Here is a 15,058-nt window from a genome sequence, read left to right as displayed (position 1 = left end):
GTAATTGTCGCTCGACGGTTGCTCCTCGCAACAGCAAATGGTAGCCAGAATTCACCAACCGGCGCGGCCACCTATCGGCCATCAAAATTGACGCCGACCGGACACCGTAATCGTCGCGCTACATCCAGGGCAGTTATTGACCTCCTCAATAAGATTCGAACTGACATCCAGCAAGAACCTGCTGGCGCAAACCTGCCCGGTGCAGCTGCTTATGTCAGCATGGTCGGCGTTGATCCTGACGCGGACCTGTCATCCGTGGCTGTGCAGAGAGCGCAAGATGCCTTCGGCTGGAGCGTGGAAGGCGAGGTAAAGGTGCTTTTCCTCACGCACCGTCTAATCGCGCGCAAAGCAGGCTATGCCGAACTCTGGGCTGCTTACAACAGCCGAGGTGGATTCACCCAAGATAGGTTTCAGAGCGGCGAAGACCCGATTGCGGCATTCTTTGTGAATAAGGTCGAGCCAGTTATTCAAGCATGGCGAGAAGGGAAGGTTGGAAGAACGCTCGGCTACCTAAATGATCGCGCTATTCCGATAGCAGGTGCAGCTGAAAAAGCTCGCGTGAAGGCAGCGCTAGATACCTTGATCACGCTCATTGACGGCGGGGCAACAATTGAATCTGTGGTCAAGCACCTTCAAGAGGCACAACTGGTCACGATTTACGAGGATCTTGAAATCGCGATCAATGGGCCGATTCCTCCCTCTGAGCCTGGTACGCCGGAAGCGGAGCACAAAGCATTCATGACGAAGCTTTTGGCAGTGCCATATGCAGAAGTCAGTCGCTATCGCGCTGTCCTTGAAAACAGTCTCCCATTCTCAACGAAGCACGGCGTTAAGGGGGACGAGTTTCAGAACGTGGTGGTCGTTCTCGATGATGCTGGCGCAAACTGGAATCAGTATTCTTTTGGAAAGCTGCTTGCGGGAACCGACACCAGTGAAAGCCGCCAAAAGCGCACTCGGAACCTGTTTTACGTTTGTTGCTCCAGAGCCAAAGACAAACTGATCGTCGCCGACTTGGGGGCAGGATCGCAGGCAAAGATAGAGGCGCTTTTTGGGGCCAGTGCGGTAGCAATCTAATCAACGTCGGCGAGTGATTGTGCCGGATGATTTAAGGGACGAATTTCGTTCAGCGCTTTATTGTTTGAACATGGCCATTTGATCGCCATCTGCCGTTTTCAAAGTGCCATTGCATTCATCATAGTCCCCTTAGAGATAGAATTCAGGCGCCAATCGGGCTATAAAATCATCCGGAAAGCGCCGCTCTATGCCCCGCGTTCCAAGACAAGAACCAACATTGAATCCACATACCGGAGCGCGAAAATGGAAGCACACCCTACACGGCATTCCGTGGGTGTGGTTGGCGGGCAAGCTGTTGAGATTGCTGTGTAAACATTGTGCTACGGGCTGTCTGGCGTTGTAATACAAGGCGATGCGGCGGGAGATAACCAAGCCAGATCAAGGGGTTGTCTGTATTACAATGTAAGACGCGGTCGGGCAGGCTGTCCCTTGGCTGCGACTGTCCGATTCCCACCAGAACCAGCCATCAGCCCGGCTGGTTCTTGCCGATGAAGTGGCTCATCGGGTTGGGGCCCCGGAAGGTGGCGCGATCCGGGTTCATCGCTTCATAGACCACGGCGTTTTCCAGCACGCGCTGCACATAGTTGCGCGTTTCCGACAGCGGGATGCGTTCCAGCCAATCGACCCATTCAACGCTGCCGGTGCGCGGATCGCCATTGGCGCGCAGCCACTTGTTCACGTTGCCCGCGCCGGCGTTGTAGGCGGCGATCGCCAGCGGCCATGATCCGCCATAGTAAGCGAGCAGGCGCTGGATATAGCCGCCGCCCAGCTGCAGGTTGTAGCCCGCATCGTCGAGCAGGGCCTGGCTGGAATAGGACAGCCCCAGCTTGCCCGCCTGTTCGTTGGCGGTGCCGGGCATCAGCTGCATCAGCCCGCGCGCACCGGCGTGGCTGATCGCGTTCTGGGCGAACTGGCTTTCCTGCCGGGTGATGGCGTGGATCATCGTCCAGGCGTGGTCATAGCCCTGCGGCACGGGGATGGTGGGGAAGGCGATGTGCTGGAAATCGAGGTAGCCGCGCGCCGCCGCCGCCTGCCCGACGATGACGCCGAGATCACGCCGGCCCAGCGTGCGGGCAAGTTCGGCCACCAGCATGTGCTGGCCCTCGCTCTGCTGCTGTTCGCTGATTTCCTTGAAGAAGCGCACCGTGGTCCGCCAGTCGCCCTCGCGCGCCACTTCGCGCACCGCCGCCGTGATCGCGGCCGAGGTGAAGCGGGCGCGCTCGTCGGGCGTGGGCTGCGCGGTGGAATCGGCGGCGAAGCGCGGCACCGGGCGGCCGAGCCGTTCGAGCGCGAGCAGGCCATAGAACTGGTCGGCATAGCGGGCGGCGGCTTCGTAATACTTGGCTGCTTCCTGCGGGCGGCCGGCGCGAGTCATGGCGAGGCCCGCCCAGTAATAGCCCTTGGCCTTGGTGCCGGGCGTGCGCGCCGCCGCGCCATAGCGCCAGAACAGCGGCGCGGCGTCGCTGCCGTTGCCCAGGCTCCACAGCGCCTTGGTGCCGCCGAGCCACATCAGCGAGGTGTAATCGTCGCGCAGGTCGTAATCGAGCTGGCTGATGTCTTCCAGCGGGTCGAAGGCGTCATCGATCCCTGCCGCGATGCGCACGGCGGAGCGGGGATCACCCGCGCCAGCCGCGCCGCGCGCGTTGAGCAGCAGTTCTTCCACCCACTTGCCCCGGTCGAGCGGCTTGCGCGCAAGGATCGGGCGGTTGGCGAGCAGGCCCTGCGCCGCCGCGCCCTGGCCCGATTTGCGCAAGGAGCGCGCGCGCTGGAACACGAAGCCGGGGTCGCTGTTGAGCGTCTGGCCCGGGATGCCGGCCGCGGCGGCATAGGGATCGAGCCCCTGCAGCGTGGCAAGTCGGGCAGCGTCGATGCCCTTGCGCGCGGGGGAAACCCACGGCAGCTCGCGCTGGGCCTGCGCGGTGGCGCCCGCCCACAGCAGCGCGTCCATGCGCGCGTCGTGATCGTCGAGCGTGAAGGTGGAGCCCCAGTTGCCAAGGATCGCCGCCTCGGCCGCATCGCTCATCGGCCCGCCGCGCCATGCGGCCTTCGCCACGGCGGCGGCTTCGGGCCGGCCCATCGCCTGCAGCGCCAGCGCATACTGCGCGCGGCCGGGATTGGTCAGCGGCGGGGCGCGGTCGAAATAGGCGACGAGCTGGCGCGAATCCGCCGAATCACGTTCCAGCGCGCCTTCGGCATAGCGGCGCAGCTTCTGCTCGTCGGGGAAACCCGGATAGGACACGACGAAGCCGGCATAGTCCGAAAAGCCGAAGCGGTTGGAGCTGGTCAGCAGCTTCCACCGGTCGATCGCCTGCGCCACCGGCCCGGATCCTTGCGCCACCAGCTGCGATCGCGCGCGGTCCCACGCGGTGGCGTCCACATCGGCATCGCTGGCGTGGCAGGCCGCCGGAATGCCCAATGCGGGCAGGGCCAGCGCCACGGGAGCCAGTTTCCGGGCAAACTTTCGTGCAGGCGAGGTGATGTCCATGCTGGACATTGTGGGCAACCGCTCCTTATCAGGCGCTGAACGCGGGGGCGGGCGCGGCTGCCCAATCCCCCATATGCCCACTGTGCCGCAACTTGAGGAACAAAGTCCATGTTTTCCGGCTCGATCCCGGCTCTCGTGACTCCTTTTCGCGATGGAGCGTTTGACGAGAAAGCCTTTCGCAAGCTGGTGGACTGGCAGATCGAGAACGGATCGAGCGCGCTGGTGCCCTGCGGCACCACGGGCGAGAACTCCACGCTGTCGAACGCGGAGCACCACCGCGTGATCGAGGTCTGCGTGGAACAGGCGGCGGGCCGGGTGCCGGTGATCGCCGGCTGCGGCAGCAACGACACCATGAATGCGCTGCTCCACATGAACTTTTCCAAGAAGTGCGGAGCGCAGGCCGCGCTTTGCGTGGCGCCATACTACAACCGGCCCAGCCAGGCCGGCATCATCGCGCACTTCAGCTATCTGGCCGAGCATAACGACCTGCCGATCGTGCTCTACAACGTGCCCGGTCGCACGGTGACCGATATCCTGCCCGAAACGGTGTGCGAACTGGCGCGCCGCTATCCAGACCGGATCGTCGCGATCAAGGACGCCAGCGGCGACCTTTCGCGCGTGACCGACCACCGGATGGGCATCGGCAAGCATTTCTGCCAGCTTTCCGGCGATGACGAGCTGGCGCTGCCGGCCAACGCGGCGGGTGCGGTCGGCTGCATCTCGGTGACGGCCAACGTCGCGCCCCGGCTCTGCGCCGATTTCCAGCAGGCCTGTGCCGACAACGACCTGGTCCGTGCGCGCGAGCTGAATGACCTGCTCTATCCGCTGCACTACGCCATGTTCGAAGACGCTTCGCCCGGGCCGCTGAAGTACGCGCTGACGCGGGTGCATCCGTGGCTGACCGAGGAACTGCGCCTGCCGCTGGTGCCGTGCAACGATGCGGCCCGTGCTGCGGTGGATGCCGCGCTGGTCCACGCCGGGCTGGTCTGATCCTGCGGCGGGCCGCCTTGGCTCGCGCGGGCGGAAAGGCCCTGCGGATGGTGTGGCTGGCCGCCGCACTCGTCCTCGCCTTCGTTCTCGGCATCCTGTTCGTTGAACTGACGCCCTTGGGCGTGGCGCTGCCGCATGATTACAACGGTGCCTCGCTGCTGATGATGCGGCTGCAGACCTATGCCTTCGCGCTATCGGGCGTGACCGGGGTGGGTACGCTGCTGACCGCCGTGGCCGCCGCGCGCTTTGCCAACCACGCCGCCCGCGAATCCCGCCGCAGCGCCGATATCGCGCGCGAAGCGATGATTTCCAGCGAGCGCGCTTGGATTCATGTCGACCTGACGCTGGACGACAGGCTGGTGTGGGACGACAGCGGCAACGTGCAGGTGAAAGTGCGGATCAAGGTAAGCAATATCGGCAATTCGCCCGCGATCAACGTGCACACCGCAGTGCGCGTGGTGCCGGACTGCGACGATACGCGCCCATGGCTTGACCGGATTGCGCGCAAGGCGCGCGTGGCGGACCAGTCACGCAGCCGCATGGTGCTGCCGCATGACAGCTTTGAACGGCAGCAGGTGGCGCGCGCGCTGGCTGCGGACTTCAAGGGGATCAACGGCTTTCCACGTCTGCGCCCGGCCATCGTCGGCTGCGTGACCTATCAGCTGGCGCAGGACATGAGCCTGCACCAGACGGCATTCTGCTACACGCTTTCGCGCATCGATACCGCAGGGAAACCGGGTTCGCGGATCTATGCCGGCAAGACGCTGGACGTGGAGAAGGCGCATCTTGACTGGGGCATCGGCGGTTTTGCCGACTGAGCGGACGGCCAGAAGGCGCGACCATTAAATCGCTGTGACATACGTATGATTTGGCTGGCTGTGAACTAACGTTGGATATAGCCCAAACCCACTTGGCCGGTTCCGGTCAGGAGGAGTGGGGACTCTTTCTTCGATGGCCATCATCGTGACGCCAGCCATGCGTCAGATTGAACAGCAGTGGGCGGTTTGCCCGGTGTGCAGCAAGCATACGGCGGGCAAGTGGGCCCGCGACGCCGAAGGCCGCCCGGAACGCCGCGCGCGTTCGCACAAGGGGGCGGACGGGCAGCCGTGCCCCGGCAACGACATGCCCGCCATCCTCGCCTGACTGTCTGAGGATCAGGTCATCGACCAGCCGTGGCTGGCGGTCAGCGACTGGCCGGTCAGCGCGTTGGTGGGGAATGCGGCGAAGAACAGGGCCAGTTCGGCAATGTCTTCCACGCTGGTGAATTCGCCGTCCACGGTCTGGCCCAGCATCACCTTCTTCACCACTTCATCTTCGCTGATGCCCAGTTCCTTGGCCTGTTCCGGGATCTGCTTGTCCACCAGCGGGGTGCGCACGAAGCCGGGGCAGATCACGTTGGAACGCACGCCCTTGGGCCCGCCTTCCTTGGCGATCACGCGCGCCAGCCCCATCAGGCCGTGCTTGGCGGTGACATAGGCGCTCTTCAGCGGGCTCGCCTCCTTGGAATGGACCGACCCCATCAGGATGATCGAACCCGCGCCCTTGGCATACATGTGCGGCAGCACCGCCTTTGTGGTGAGGAACGCACCGTCGAGGTGGATCGCCAGCATCTTCTTCCAGTCGGCATAGGCGAACTGTTCCACCGGGTTCACGATCTGGATGCCGGCGTTGGAAACCAGAACGTCAACCGTCCCCCATGCCTCGACCACTGCGGCCACGCCGGCGTTGACCTGCTCCTCGCTGGTCACGTCCATCGCCACGGCCATGGCTGCGCCCGGGTGATCGGCATTGATGGCATCAGCGGCTGCCTGCGCGGCCTCCAGCTTCAAGTCGGCAATCGCTACCTTGCCGCCGGCTTGGGCATAGCGTCTGGCGATGCCGAGGCCGATGCCGCTGGCCGCGCCGGTGACGATCGAGACCTTGTTGTCGAGATTCATGGGGAAGGCTCCGTGTGCAAGATGGGGTTCAGGCGAGATCGAGCGTGACAACGCCCGAGGCGGGAATGCGGCGCCGCTTCCAGCGCGGACTGGCCAGCGAGCGGGTGACATCGCCCTGTCCGCTGCGCCAATGGTCCTGCACCGTGCTGCGCGAGAACTCGTAATCCTTGCCGTGCGATTCGTAGTCTTCGGGCCGGTTGATCAGGTGCATGATGGTGACCGGCCCTTCGCAGGCATGCGCGGTCAGCAGGGCAAGGTCGGGATCGTCCTCGAACCCGGCTGGCAGGCGCGCGGCAAGGCGCTTGGCGGCGGCCTGCAATCCCTCGATCCGCTTCTGCATGTCCGTATTCAGCCGGGTACGGCTGGAAAAGCGGATGTCCTTCTCGCGCTCGGCCGCTTCGGCCAGGCTGCGTGGCATCGTTCCGCGCGCGCTGAACAGGTCCACCTGAAACACCAGCAGCGGCTTTGCGCCTGTCTCTCCGGCGCGCTCGTCCAGCACCCATTGCAGCGGCGTGTTGGAAACGAGGCCGCCATCCCAATAGGGTTCCCCATCCACCAGCACGGGCGGAAAGCCGGGCGGCAGCGCGCCGCTCGCCATCACATGCTCGGGCCCGATCCAGCGGTCGCGGTTGTCGAAATACACGAAGTTGCCGGTCAGCACGTTCACCGCGCCCACGCTGAAGCGCATCGGTCCGGTGTTGAGCAGGTTCCAGTCCACCAGTTCCAGCAGCGATTCGCGCAAGGGGGCCGTGTCATAGAGGCTGATCGATTCCGGCGATCCGGGCAGCGCGGCCCATGGCGGGCACAGGCGCGGGGTGAAGAAGCCGGGAATGCCGGTCATCGCCACGGTCGCCGCGCTCGCCTCGTTGAACAGGCGGCGGCCCCAGCCGTCGGCAAAGGGGGAGGGCAGGGGGATGCGCGATGAGGCGCGGTTCCAGAACGTGCGCAGCGCCTCCACCCGGCGTTCGGGCGGATTGCCCGCGATCAGCGCAGCGTTGATCGCGCCGATGGATATGCCCGCCACCCATTGCGGCTGATGGTGCGCCGCGGCAAGCGCTTCATAGACGCCGGCCTGATACGCGCCCAGCGCGCCGCCGCCCTGCAGCACCAGCACGCAGCATTCCTCAGCTCCGTCGGCCATGGCCATGCCCTCCAGCGAATCCGGGTTTGTTGTGCACTGCAACGTGTAAAGCGCAAGCGGCGTTTGGGTTGAACTTCGTCCATATCGCGCCCGTCGCGGCCAAGCCTTCCATTTCCGTGCCCGCGCGCCTACATGGCGGCAACCATGGCCCGTCCGACCCCAGCAGCCTTCGACAAGAAGAAGATCGTCGCAGAGAACCGCCGCGCGCGCTTCGAATACTTTATCGAAGACGTCTATGAAGCGGGCATCGCACTCACCGGCACCGAAGTGAAATCGCTGCGCTTCGGCGAAGGCTCGATTGCCGAGAGCTATGCCGAAGTGAAGGACGGCGAGGTCTGGCTGGTCAATTCCAACGTGCCCGAATTCAGCCACGGCAACCGCTTCAACCACGTGCCCAAGCGCCCGCGCAAGCTGCTGCTGAAAGAGCGGGAGATCGCCCGCTTCCACGGCGCGGTGGAGCGCAAGGGCATGACTCTGGTGCCGCTGTCGATCTACTTCAACGGGCGCGGCCGCGCGAAGGTGGAACTGGCGCTGGCCAAGGGCAAGAACAACGCCGACAAGCGCGCGACGATGAAGGAGCGCGACTGGAAGCGCGACAAGGCGCGGATCATGCGTGAACACGGCAAGGACAGCTGACCCCCAGCGCAAACTGCAGGCGGGCTCTTCACCCGCCTGAAAGCATGGCCGGTCTAGATCGGGCCAATCGTCCCATGGCGGGACGCACGGGAACCGGGTAGGACGGGGCGGGTCATGTACAGCAGAATCGCCAGATGGGCGCAGGCGAACATGCCGACGCGCGAACAGATGGAGCAGAACCGCTTCGCCCGGCCGCTTGCCGCGCGTGCGGAACTGTGGCGGTTCACCAGGCGTTCGGTGCCGCGCGGCGTGGCCGTGGGCCTGTTCATCGGCATCTTCGCGATGATCCCCGGCGTGCAGATCGTGGGCGCGGCGCTGATGTGCGTGCCTTTTCGCGGCAACATCCCCATCGCCGCGCTGATGACCTTTGTCTCCATCCCGCCGACTACGCTCTTCGTATTCCTTCCCGGTGCCATCTGGGTGGGCAACCAGTTCGGCTTTCACGCGGATATCTCCACCGTCTCGCAGCTGATGCAGAGCGGGGCGGGGGTGAAGGAATGGCTGGCCTGGCTGGGCACGGATGCCGCGCCATCGCTGCTGCTGGGGCTGGGGGTGATCGGGCTTGCCTCGGCCCTGCTCGGCTATGCCGTATCGGCCGTGGGCTGGCGCTGGTGGACCGCGCACAAGCGCCGCACCCGCCTGCTGCAGGCGGCGGCGCGGGATTTCCCGGAATCGTGAGTTTGCCAGCATGAAGGACGCCGCCACCGGCCTCGACCCCCTGGCCGCCGAAGCTGTGGCCCAGCCCGCCCCGGTGCGCGAGGTGCTGCTGATCGCGCTGGCGGTGCTGGCCAGCGCCGGCGCGCTCTGGCTGGTCACCGGGCAGCCGGTGATTGCCGCCGCCTTCGCCGGGGGCGTGATCGTGGTGGCGTTGCTGGTGCGGCTCGGCTTCGCCCTGCGGCCGGAGCCGGAACTTCCCGAGTTCGCCTCGCCCGACTGGTCGGTCACCCACGCGGCGATCGAAAGCGATGCGCAGGCGGTGGCGATCACTGACCGGGCCGGTCGGCTGGTCTGCGCCAACAGCCGCTTCACCGAAGTATTCGGCTCCTCCCCCCCGCCGCGGCTGGCGCTGGACAAGCCCGGCTCGGATGCCGCGGAAGAGTCCGCGCGCAAGGCATGGCGCGATGGCGCGGCGCAGGTGGAACGTGTGCTCGCCACCAGTGGCGGCGAATGGACCCTGTCGGTGCAGCGCATTGGACGGGGCGAGGATCACCTCGTCTGGCGCCTTGCCGCGCTGATGCGGCAGGATATCGTGGCTGAAGTGGTCGGGCACCTTGCCGGCAAGCTGGGCCGGGCGCTGGGCCGCGAAGGCATCCCTTCCGCCGTGGTTGCGCCCGATGGCCAGGTGCTTGGCGCCAACCGCACTTTCGCCCTGCGCGCCGCAGGCGACGAGAACGCGCCCATCGCCGGCACCGATTTCGTCGATTACTTCCGTTCCGACGAGCATGACCGCATCCATTTCGCCCGCGAAGGATCGCGCGGCGCAGCGGTGCGGCTGGTCCACGTGCCCGTTGCCGATCCGGACAAGCAGGGTTCCACCGATCCGGGGCAGACCGCCTCGCTGTTCCTGCTGGTGGAGGCCGAAAGCGGCGTGGGCGATGCGCGCGCGGGCCTGCCGCAGATCGAGGCGCTGCTTTCACGCCTGCCGCTGGGCCTTGCCATGTGCGATCGCGACGGGCGCTTCCTTTTCGCCAACCCCGCCTTCCTGCGCGCGGCGGGGCATGACGATCCCAACGTGCCACCGCCCTATCCCAGCGACCTGGTGATCCGCGAGGACAAGGGCGCGCTGGCCGATGCGGTGCGTCGCTATGCCCAGGGCGCGCCCACTGCGGGCGACGTGGCCGTGCGCCTGCGCAGCGCGCCAGAGGAGCCGGTCTCGCTCAGTCTGGCCGGGGTGCGCGGGCTGGGCGAGGGGGCAGTGCTGCTCAGCCTCAAGGATTCGTCCGAGGAAACCCGTCTGAAGCGGGAAATCGCGCAGGCGACCAAGATGCAGGCCGTGGGCCAGCTGGCCGGCGGCGTGGCGCACGATTTCAACAACGTGCTGACCGCGATCATCGGCTACTGCGACCTTATGCTGATGCGCCACACGCCGGGCGACAGTGATTATGACGACATCCAGCAGATCAAGGCCAACTCCAACCGCGCCGCAAGCCTGACGCGCCAGCTGCTCGCTTTCTCGCGCCAGCAGACGCTGCGGCCCGAAGTGCTGCAGCTGCCCGATGTGGTGGCCGAGGTTTCCACCCTGCTCAAGCGCCTGATCGGCGAGAAGATCACGCTGGAGGTGACCCACGACCGCGATCTTGGCGCGGTGCGGGCAGACCCGGTGCAGCTGGAGCAGGTCTTGCTGAACCTGGCCGTCAACGCGCGCGACGCGATGAGCGGCAATGGCGGCCCGATTGCGGCCAAGGGCGCCGCGGGTATCCTGCGCCTGATCACCCGGCGCGTGACCGCCGCCGACGTGCGCGCGATGAAGAGCGAAATCCTGCCCATTGGCGATTACACCGCGCTGATCGTGGAAGACACCGGCCACGGCATCAAGCCGAACCAGATCGGCAAGATCTTCGAGCCGTTCTTCACCACGAAGGAAAAGGGCAAGGGCACCGGCCTCGGCCTTTCCACCGTCTATGGCATCGTCAAGCAATCGGGCGGCTTCATCTTTGCCGAAAGCGAAGTGGGCAAGGGCACGCGCTTCACCATCTACCTGCCGGTCCATATCCCCGATCCGGCAGACGCGGCAGAGGCGCAGGCGGCCAAGCCCAAGAAGCAGCCCGCGCGCGAATGGACCGGCGGTGGCCGCGTGCTTCTGGTGGAGGACGAGGATACCGTGCGCGCCGTGGCCGAACGCGCGCTGGCGCGGCAGGGCTATGAAGTGACCACCGCCGCCGATGGCGAGGACGGGCTCGAGGCGCTCAGCCGCGTGCTCGGCGCGGGCGGAGACTTCGACCTCGTGGTCAGCGACGTCGTCATGCCCAGCATGGACGGCCCCTCGATGGCGCGCGAGATCCGCCGGCTGAAGCCCGATCTGCCGGTGCTGTTCATGTCCGGCTATGCCGAGGAACAGCTGCGCCGCGACATCGACATCCCCAACATGCACTTCCTCGCCAAGCCGTTCAGCGTGGCGCAGATCGTGACCGCTGTGGAAGACGTGCTGCGCGGGCGTTGATGCGGCTTCAGGCCGCCGCTTCCACCAATCCCCGCGCAATCTGCGGCAGGTCCAGCACGGTGCAGGCCTCGCCGCTGACCAGCCTGATCGTCCGGTCCGGCAGGCCACGGGCGCTGGTCTGGCGTTCGGCGCCTTCGCCCGGCCGCGGGCCCAGTTGCTGGATCGCGGCGCGGTCCACCGAGCAGAGACGATCGACGCGAAAGCCGGTGCGCCGCACATCGGGCCATTGCCCCTCGCGCGCCACCACCACGAAGCTGCCTTCACCGCTGGACGCGCGGCCCAGCATCCGCCCCAGGTTCACCAGCGGCACTGCCTGGCCGCGGTGGGGAAACAGGCCCTCCACCCCTGAGCCTGCGGCCGGGGTGGGGATCAGGTCGTGCTGCGCAGGCAGGATTTCCTCCACTTGCGACAAGGCAACGGCGAATGGCGCCTCGTCGACCATGAAGACAAGGTAGGGCAGGCGCTCGCCCGCCGCGGTCGCACGCGTGGCCGCCTGCGCGGACGCTGCCGATGCACTGCCGGTTTGCGGCCTCTGGCGGATTCCGGCCAGCATCGCCATGCGCGCATCGTTCACCAGCGCCTGCGCGTCGATCAGCAGCAGGGACCCTTCCGGCCGCGTGATCAGCCCGCGCGTCAACCCGGCGCCAGTCATCCCCGGCAGCCCGTGCGAGCGTACATCCCTGGCAGGCAGGCGGACGATGTCGTCCACCGAATCGATCAGCAGCGCGACCAGCCCGGGCTTTCCATCCGCGCCCGCGGCGCCCTCCACGCGCACCACGATGGCCGCGCCGGCCCGGCGTGCTTCACCCGTCCCGCCCTGATCCAGCAGGGCCAGCGTATCCACCACCGGAATCTCCGCACCCTTGTAGGGCAGCATGGCAATCCACAGCGGGTCCTGCGAAGGGGCAGGCAGCAGTTCCTGCCATGGCACGCTGGCGTCCACGCATGCAGCCGCCAAGGCGCAGCGCAGGTTACCCACCCGGAACATCAGCGTCGGATCGCTTTCGCCGACCGCCCGGTCGCGCGCGCCGGTGCGGTCTTCGGTCAGCGGCAGGTCGGGCAATGCGGCCAACGCCGCCACATCCAGCACCACGCCGCGCCCGGCGGGCAGGTGAAAGCTAGCCCGTAGCAGTCTTCCATCGCTGTCACTGGTGGCGAACAGCGGCGATTGCGCGTCCGCCGGCAGGGCACAGACGCCGTCGATCGCTTCGGCCAGCACGCCGATCACATGGTCACCGTGGCGCAGGATCAGCACGATCTGGGCCTTGTCGTCCGTCCGCGTGGCGCCCAGCGCCTCGCTCAGGTCCAGCACCGGGATCAGCTGCCCGCGCAGGTCCAGCGCGCCCGCTATGTCGGTGCGCAGTCTGGGGAACGGTTCAAGCGCTTCGGGGCAGGGCACCACCTCGCGAATCGCGTCCGACCGGATGGCCACGGACAGACCCGCAATGCGGATCAGGCCGTGCAGGTCACGCGTGGTGGCGGAATGGGGCATCAGGCCGCCTTGGCGGCGGAAACCAGCTCGTTCACCAGCTGCACCACTTCGCCAGACACGGTTTCCTGCGCAGCGGCCATCGTCGTGATCGCCTCGATCGCGTCGCTGGTCTGGTGGACCGAGCTAACGATGTGGGTGAAGGCCTCCCGCGCCAGGCGCGAACGGCTGGTGCCATCGGTCACCCGCGCGTTCGATTCCTCGATCAGGCGCGAAATGTCGCGCGCGGCGGTGGAACTGCGCTCGGCCAGCTTGCGCACTTCGCCCGCCACAACCGAAAAGCCGACGCCGTGTTCGCCCGCGCGCGCCGCCTCGATCTCGGCGTTGAAGGCCAGCAGGTTGGTCTGTCCGGCGATCTCGCTGATGATCCGCACGATCTCGGCAATGGAAGCGGCCGATTTCTGGATCAGCTCGATCGATTCGATCGCCGCGCCCAGCGTGTCCTGTCCCTGCTCCGCGTTGACCTTGGTCTGTATCGAAAGACTGCGCGCCCGGTCGGTCGATCCGGTGATCTCGCGGATGGAGCCATGCAGCCGGTCCGCCAGGGCCGACATGTGGGTCGAGCGTTGGTTGATCGCGGTTTCCAGCATGACCTGTTCGGTCACGTCGAAGGCATACTTCACGATGCGGCATGGTTCGCCGCGCAGGTTCATGATCGGGTTATAGGTGGCCTGGATCCAGATATCGCGGTCATACTTGCCCACGCGGTGGAACAGGCCGGAATGGAATTCGCCATTGTTCAGCTTCAGCCAGAAATCGCGGTAGTCCTGGCTGCGGATGTAATCGGGTGAACAGAACATCGAATGGTGCTGACCCGCAATCTCGCGCATCGAATATCCCACGGTGCGCAGGAAGTTTTCGTTGGCGCTGATCACCTTGCCGTCCAGGTCGAACTCGATCACGGCCAGGCTGCGGCCGATGGCGGCGACCTTGGCCTCGAATTCGGCGGTGCGCACCTTGTCCTCGGTCACGTCCACGGCGAATTTCACCACTTTCACCGGCTTGCCGCTGGCGTCGAAGATCGGGTTGTAGGTCGCGCGGATCCAAAGTTCGCGACCATCGCGGGTCACCCGCTTGTACTCGCCGCTGTCAAACTCGCCACGGGCCAGCTTTTCCCAGAACGCGCGATAGGTTTCGGTCTGGGTCTGCGCCGGATCGCAGAACATGCGATGGTGGCGACCGCAGATCTCGTCCAGCGTATAGCCCAGAAGCGACAGGAAATTGTCGTTGGCGTTCAGCACATTGCCCGCCAGGTCGAATTCGATCATTGCTTGCGCGCGGTCGATCGCGCGCACCTTGCCCTCGAACTCGGCGTCCATGCGGCGCTGTTCGGTGATGTCATGGGCAAACTGTACGATCCGGCGCGGCTTGCCGTTCAGGTCCAGGATCGGGCCATAGGAGGCGCGCACCCAGATATCCCGCCCATCCCGGCTGCGGCGACGGAAAATGCCCGATACGAACTCGCCCGCGATCAGGCGCTCCCAGAATGCGGAATGCTCATCGCTGGCGGCAAAGGCGGCATCGCACAGGTCCCGGTGGTGCAGGCTCTTCAGCGAATCCGCATCATAGCCCTTCATGTTCAGGAACAGCGAGTTGGCGGCCACCGCCCGGCCGGCCAGATCGAATTCGATCACCGCCTGTGCCCGTTCGATCGCCTCGATCTTGCCCGATGCGGCCAGCGCTTCCAGCCGCTGGTCGGTCACGTCCATCGCCACTTTCACGATGCGCGCCGGCTGGCCCTGGTCGTCCATCACGGGCATATAGCTGGCCTGCAGCCACACCTCGCGCCCGTCCTTGCGCACGCGGCAGAATTCACCCTGCTGGTATGCGCCTTCGCCCAGCCGCTCCCAGAACTGGCGATAGGCGGGCGATGCGGCATAGCGGGGGGCGCAGAATATCGAATGGTGCTTGCCAACGATCTCCGCCTCGTCGTCAAATCCCATGACCTTCAGGAACGGCGTGTTGGCGCGCAGGATCGTGCCGGAAAGGTCGAACTCGATGACTGCAAAGGCATGTTCGATGGCCCGCAGTGTCTGCGTTGCCGAAACTTCACCGCACGCGCCAAGGGGTGCAGCCGCGCCTGCGTCTATCTTTTCCTGCCTCATGCGATTCCCGCTCGCCCAAACCTTCGATCCGGCAACCGTTT

12 protein-coding genes are annotated in these 15,058 nt (G+C 65.8%); 7 read left to right on the top strand and 5 right to left on the bottom strand.

Translation table 11 applies throughout. The features are described 5' to 3' along the window. The coding region (locus tag POM99_RS09720) for a hypothetical protein (protein ID WP_277277212.1) at positions 1–1,074 on the top strand (1,074 nt) is incomplete at its 5' end. Positions 1,075–1,540: 466 nt separating this feature from the next. Here POM99_RS09720 and POM99_RS09715 read toward each other — a convergent pair. Beyond that, positions 1,541–3,568 (bottom strand): lytic transglycosylase domain-containing protein, encoded by a 2,028-nt coding sequence (locus POM99_RS09715; protein ID WP_277277211.1) that lies wholly within the window; start codon positions 3,566–3,568, stop codon positions 1,541–1,543. A gap of 99 nt (positions 3,569–3,667) precedes the next feature. Here POM99_RS09715 and dapA point away from each other — a divergent pair, with 99 nt between their 5' ends. The 3 genes from dapA to POM99_RS09700 all read left to right on the top strand — a co-directional run bounded on the left by dapA (position 3,668) and on the right by POM99_RS09700 (position 5,692). Next, positions 3,668–4,549, top strand: a complete 882-nt coding sequence (gene dapA / locus POM99_RS09710; protein ID WP_277277210.1) for a 4-hydroxy-tetrahydrodipicolinate synthase — start codon at positions 3,668–3,670, stop codon at positions 4,547–4,549. 17 nt (positions 4,550–4,566) lie between these two features. Beyond that, positions 4,567–5,367, top strand: coding sequence for a hypothetical protein (locus POM99_RS09705; RefSeq protein WP_277277208.1), 801 nt, complete (start codon positions 4,567–4,569; stop codon positions 5,365–5,367). A 133-nt stretch (positions 5,368–5,500) separates the two neighbouring features. Beyond that, positions 5,501–5,692 (top strand): hypothetical protein, encoded by a 192-nt coding sequence (locus POM99_RS09700; RefSeq protein ID WP_277277206.1) that lies wholly within the window; start codon positions 5,501–5,503, stop codon positions 5,690–5,692. Positions 5,693–5,703: 11 nt separating this feature from the next. Here the strand turns inward: POM99_RS09700 and POM99_RS09695 are convergent, their stop codons facing one another. Both POM99_RS09695 and POM99_RS09690 read right to left on the bottom strand, forming a co-directional pair. Continuing rightward, the gene (locus POM99_RS09695) at positions 5,704–6,486 is read right to left on the bottom strand and encodes a 3-hydroxybutyrate dehydrogenase (protein WP_277277203.1); all 783 of its coding nucleotides are present in this window, start codon (positions 6,484–6,486) and stop codon (positions 5,704–5,706) included. A 28-nt stretch (positions 6,487–6,514) separates the two neighbouring features. Further along, positions 6,515–7,627, bottom strand: coding sequence for a patatin-like phospholipase family protein (locus POM99_RS09690; RefSeq protein WP_277277201.1), 1,113 nt, complete (start codon positions 7,625–7,627; stop codon positions 6,515–6,517). A 144-nt stretch (positions 7,628–7,771) separates the two neighbouring features. Between POM99_RS09690 and smpB the strand changes: the two genes are divergently transcribed. From smpB to POM99_RS09675, 3 genes are all read left to right on the top strand, one after another. Then, positions 7,772–8,263 (top strand): SsrA-binding protein SmpB, encoded by a 492-nt coding sequence (smpB, locus tag POM99_RS09685; RefSeq protein WP_277277199.1) that lies wholly within the window; start codon positions 7,772–7,774, stop codon positions 8,261–8,263. A 114-nt stretch (positions 8,264–8,377) separates the two neighbouring features. Beyond that, positions 8,378–8,941 (top strand): DUF2062 domain-containing protein, encoded by a 564-nt coding sequence (locus POM99_RS09680; RefSeq protein ID WP_277277197.1) that lies wholly within the window; start codon positions 8,378–8,380, stop codon positions 8,939–8,941. Positions 8,942–8,951: 10 nt separating this feature from the next. Further along, a complete protein-coding gene (locus POM99_RS09675; RefSeq protein ID WP_277277196.1) occupies positions 8,952–11,423 on the top strand; it encodes a hybrid sensor histidine kinase/response regulator in 2,472 nt (823 codons plus the stop codon). 7 nt (positions 11,424–11,430) lie between these two features. Here POM99_RS09675 and POM99_RS09670 read toward each other — a convergent pair whose 3' ends face one another. Further along, positions 11,431–12,915 carry a chemotaxis protein CheW gene (locus tag POM99_RS09670; RefSeq protein WP_277277194.1) on the bottom strand — a complete coding sequence of 495 codons (1,485 nt, stop codon included), beginning with the start codon at positions 12,913–12,915 and terminating at the stop codon, positions 11,431–11,433. Further along, complete coding sequence (locus POM99_RS09665) at positions 12,915–15,017, bottom strand: methyl-accepting chemotaxis protein (protein WP_277277192.1); 2,103 nt, start codon at positions 15,015–15,017, stop codon at positions 12,915–12,917. The genes POM99_RS09670 and POM99_RS09665 overlap by 1 nt, the downstream gene beginning before the upstream one ends. Positions 15,018–15,058: the final 41 nt, after the last annotated feature.

This window comes from Novosphingobium cyanobacteriorum (assembly GCF_029436685.1).
Lineage (GTDB): Bacteria > Pseudomonadota > Alphaproteobacteria > Sphingomonadales > Sphingomonadaceae > Novosphingobium > Novosphingobium cyanobacteriorum.
Note: the sequence above shows the minus strand (reverse complement) of the source record. Positions and strands in the feature narration are given on the sequence as shown.

What these genes read in the sequence shown, in the direction of transcription:
- POM99_RS09715 (WP_277277211.1), bottom strand. Translation starts at nt 3,568, where the DNA reads ATGTCCAGCATGGACATCACCTCGCCTGCACGAAAGTTTGCCCGGAAA.
- dapA (WP_277277210.1), top strand. Translation starts at nt 3,668, where the DNA reads ATGTTTTCCGGCTCGATCCCGGCTCTCGTGACTCCTTTTCGCGATGGA.
- POM99_RS09700 (WP_277277206.1), top strand. Translation starts at nt 5,501, where the DNA reads ATGGCCATCATCGTGACGCCAGCCATGCGTCAGATTGAACAGCAGTGG.
- POM99_RS09695 (WP_277277203.1), bottom strand. Translation starts at nt 6,486, where the DNA reads ATGAATCTCGACAACAAGGTCTCGATCGTCACCGGCGCGGCCAGCGGC.
- POM99_RS09690 (WP_277277201.1), bottom strand. Translation starts at nt 7,627, where the DNA reads ATGGCCGACGGAGCTGAGGAATGCTGCGTGCTGGTGCTGCAGGGCGGC.
- smpB (WP_277277199.1), top strand. Translation starts at nt 7,772, where the DNA reads ATGGCCCGTCCGACCCCAGCAGCCTTCGACAAGAAGAAGATCGTCGCA.
- POM99_RS09680 (WP_277277197.1), top strand. Translation starts at nt 8,378, where the DNA reads ATGTACAGCAGAATCGCCAGATGGGCGCAGGCGAACATGCCGACGCGC.
- POM99_RS09675 (WP_277277196.1), top strand. Translation starts at nt 8,952, where the DNA reads ATGAAGGACGCCGCCACCGGCCTCGACCCCCTGGCCGCCGAAGCTGTG.
- POM99_RS09670 (WP_277277194.1), bottom strand. Translation starts at nt 12,915, where the DNA reads ATGCCCCATTCCGCCACCACGCGTGACCTGCACGGCCTGATCCGCATT.
- POM99_RS09665 (WP_277277192.1), bottom strand. Translation starts at nt 15,017, where the DNA reads ATGAGGCAGGAAAAGATAGACGCAGGCGCGGCTGCACCCCTTGGCGCG.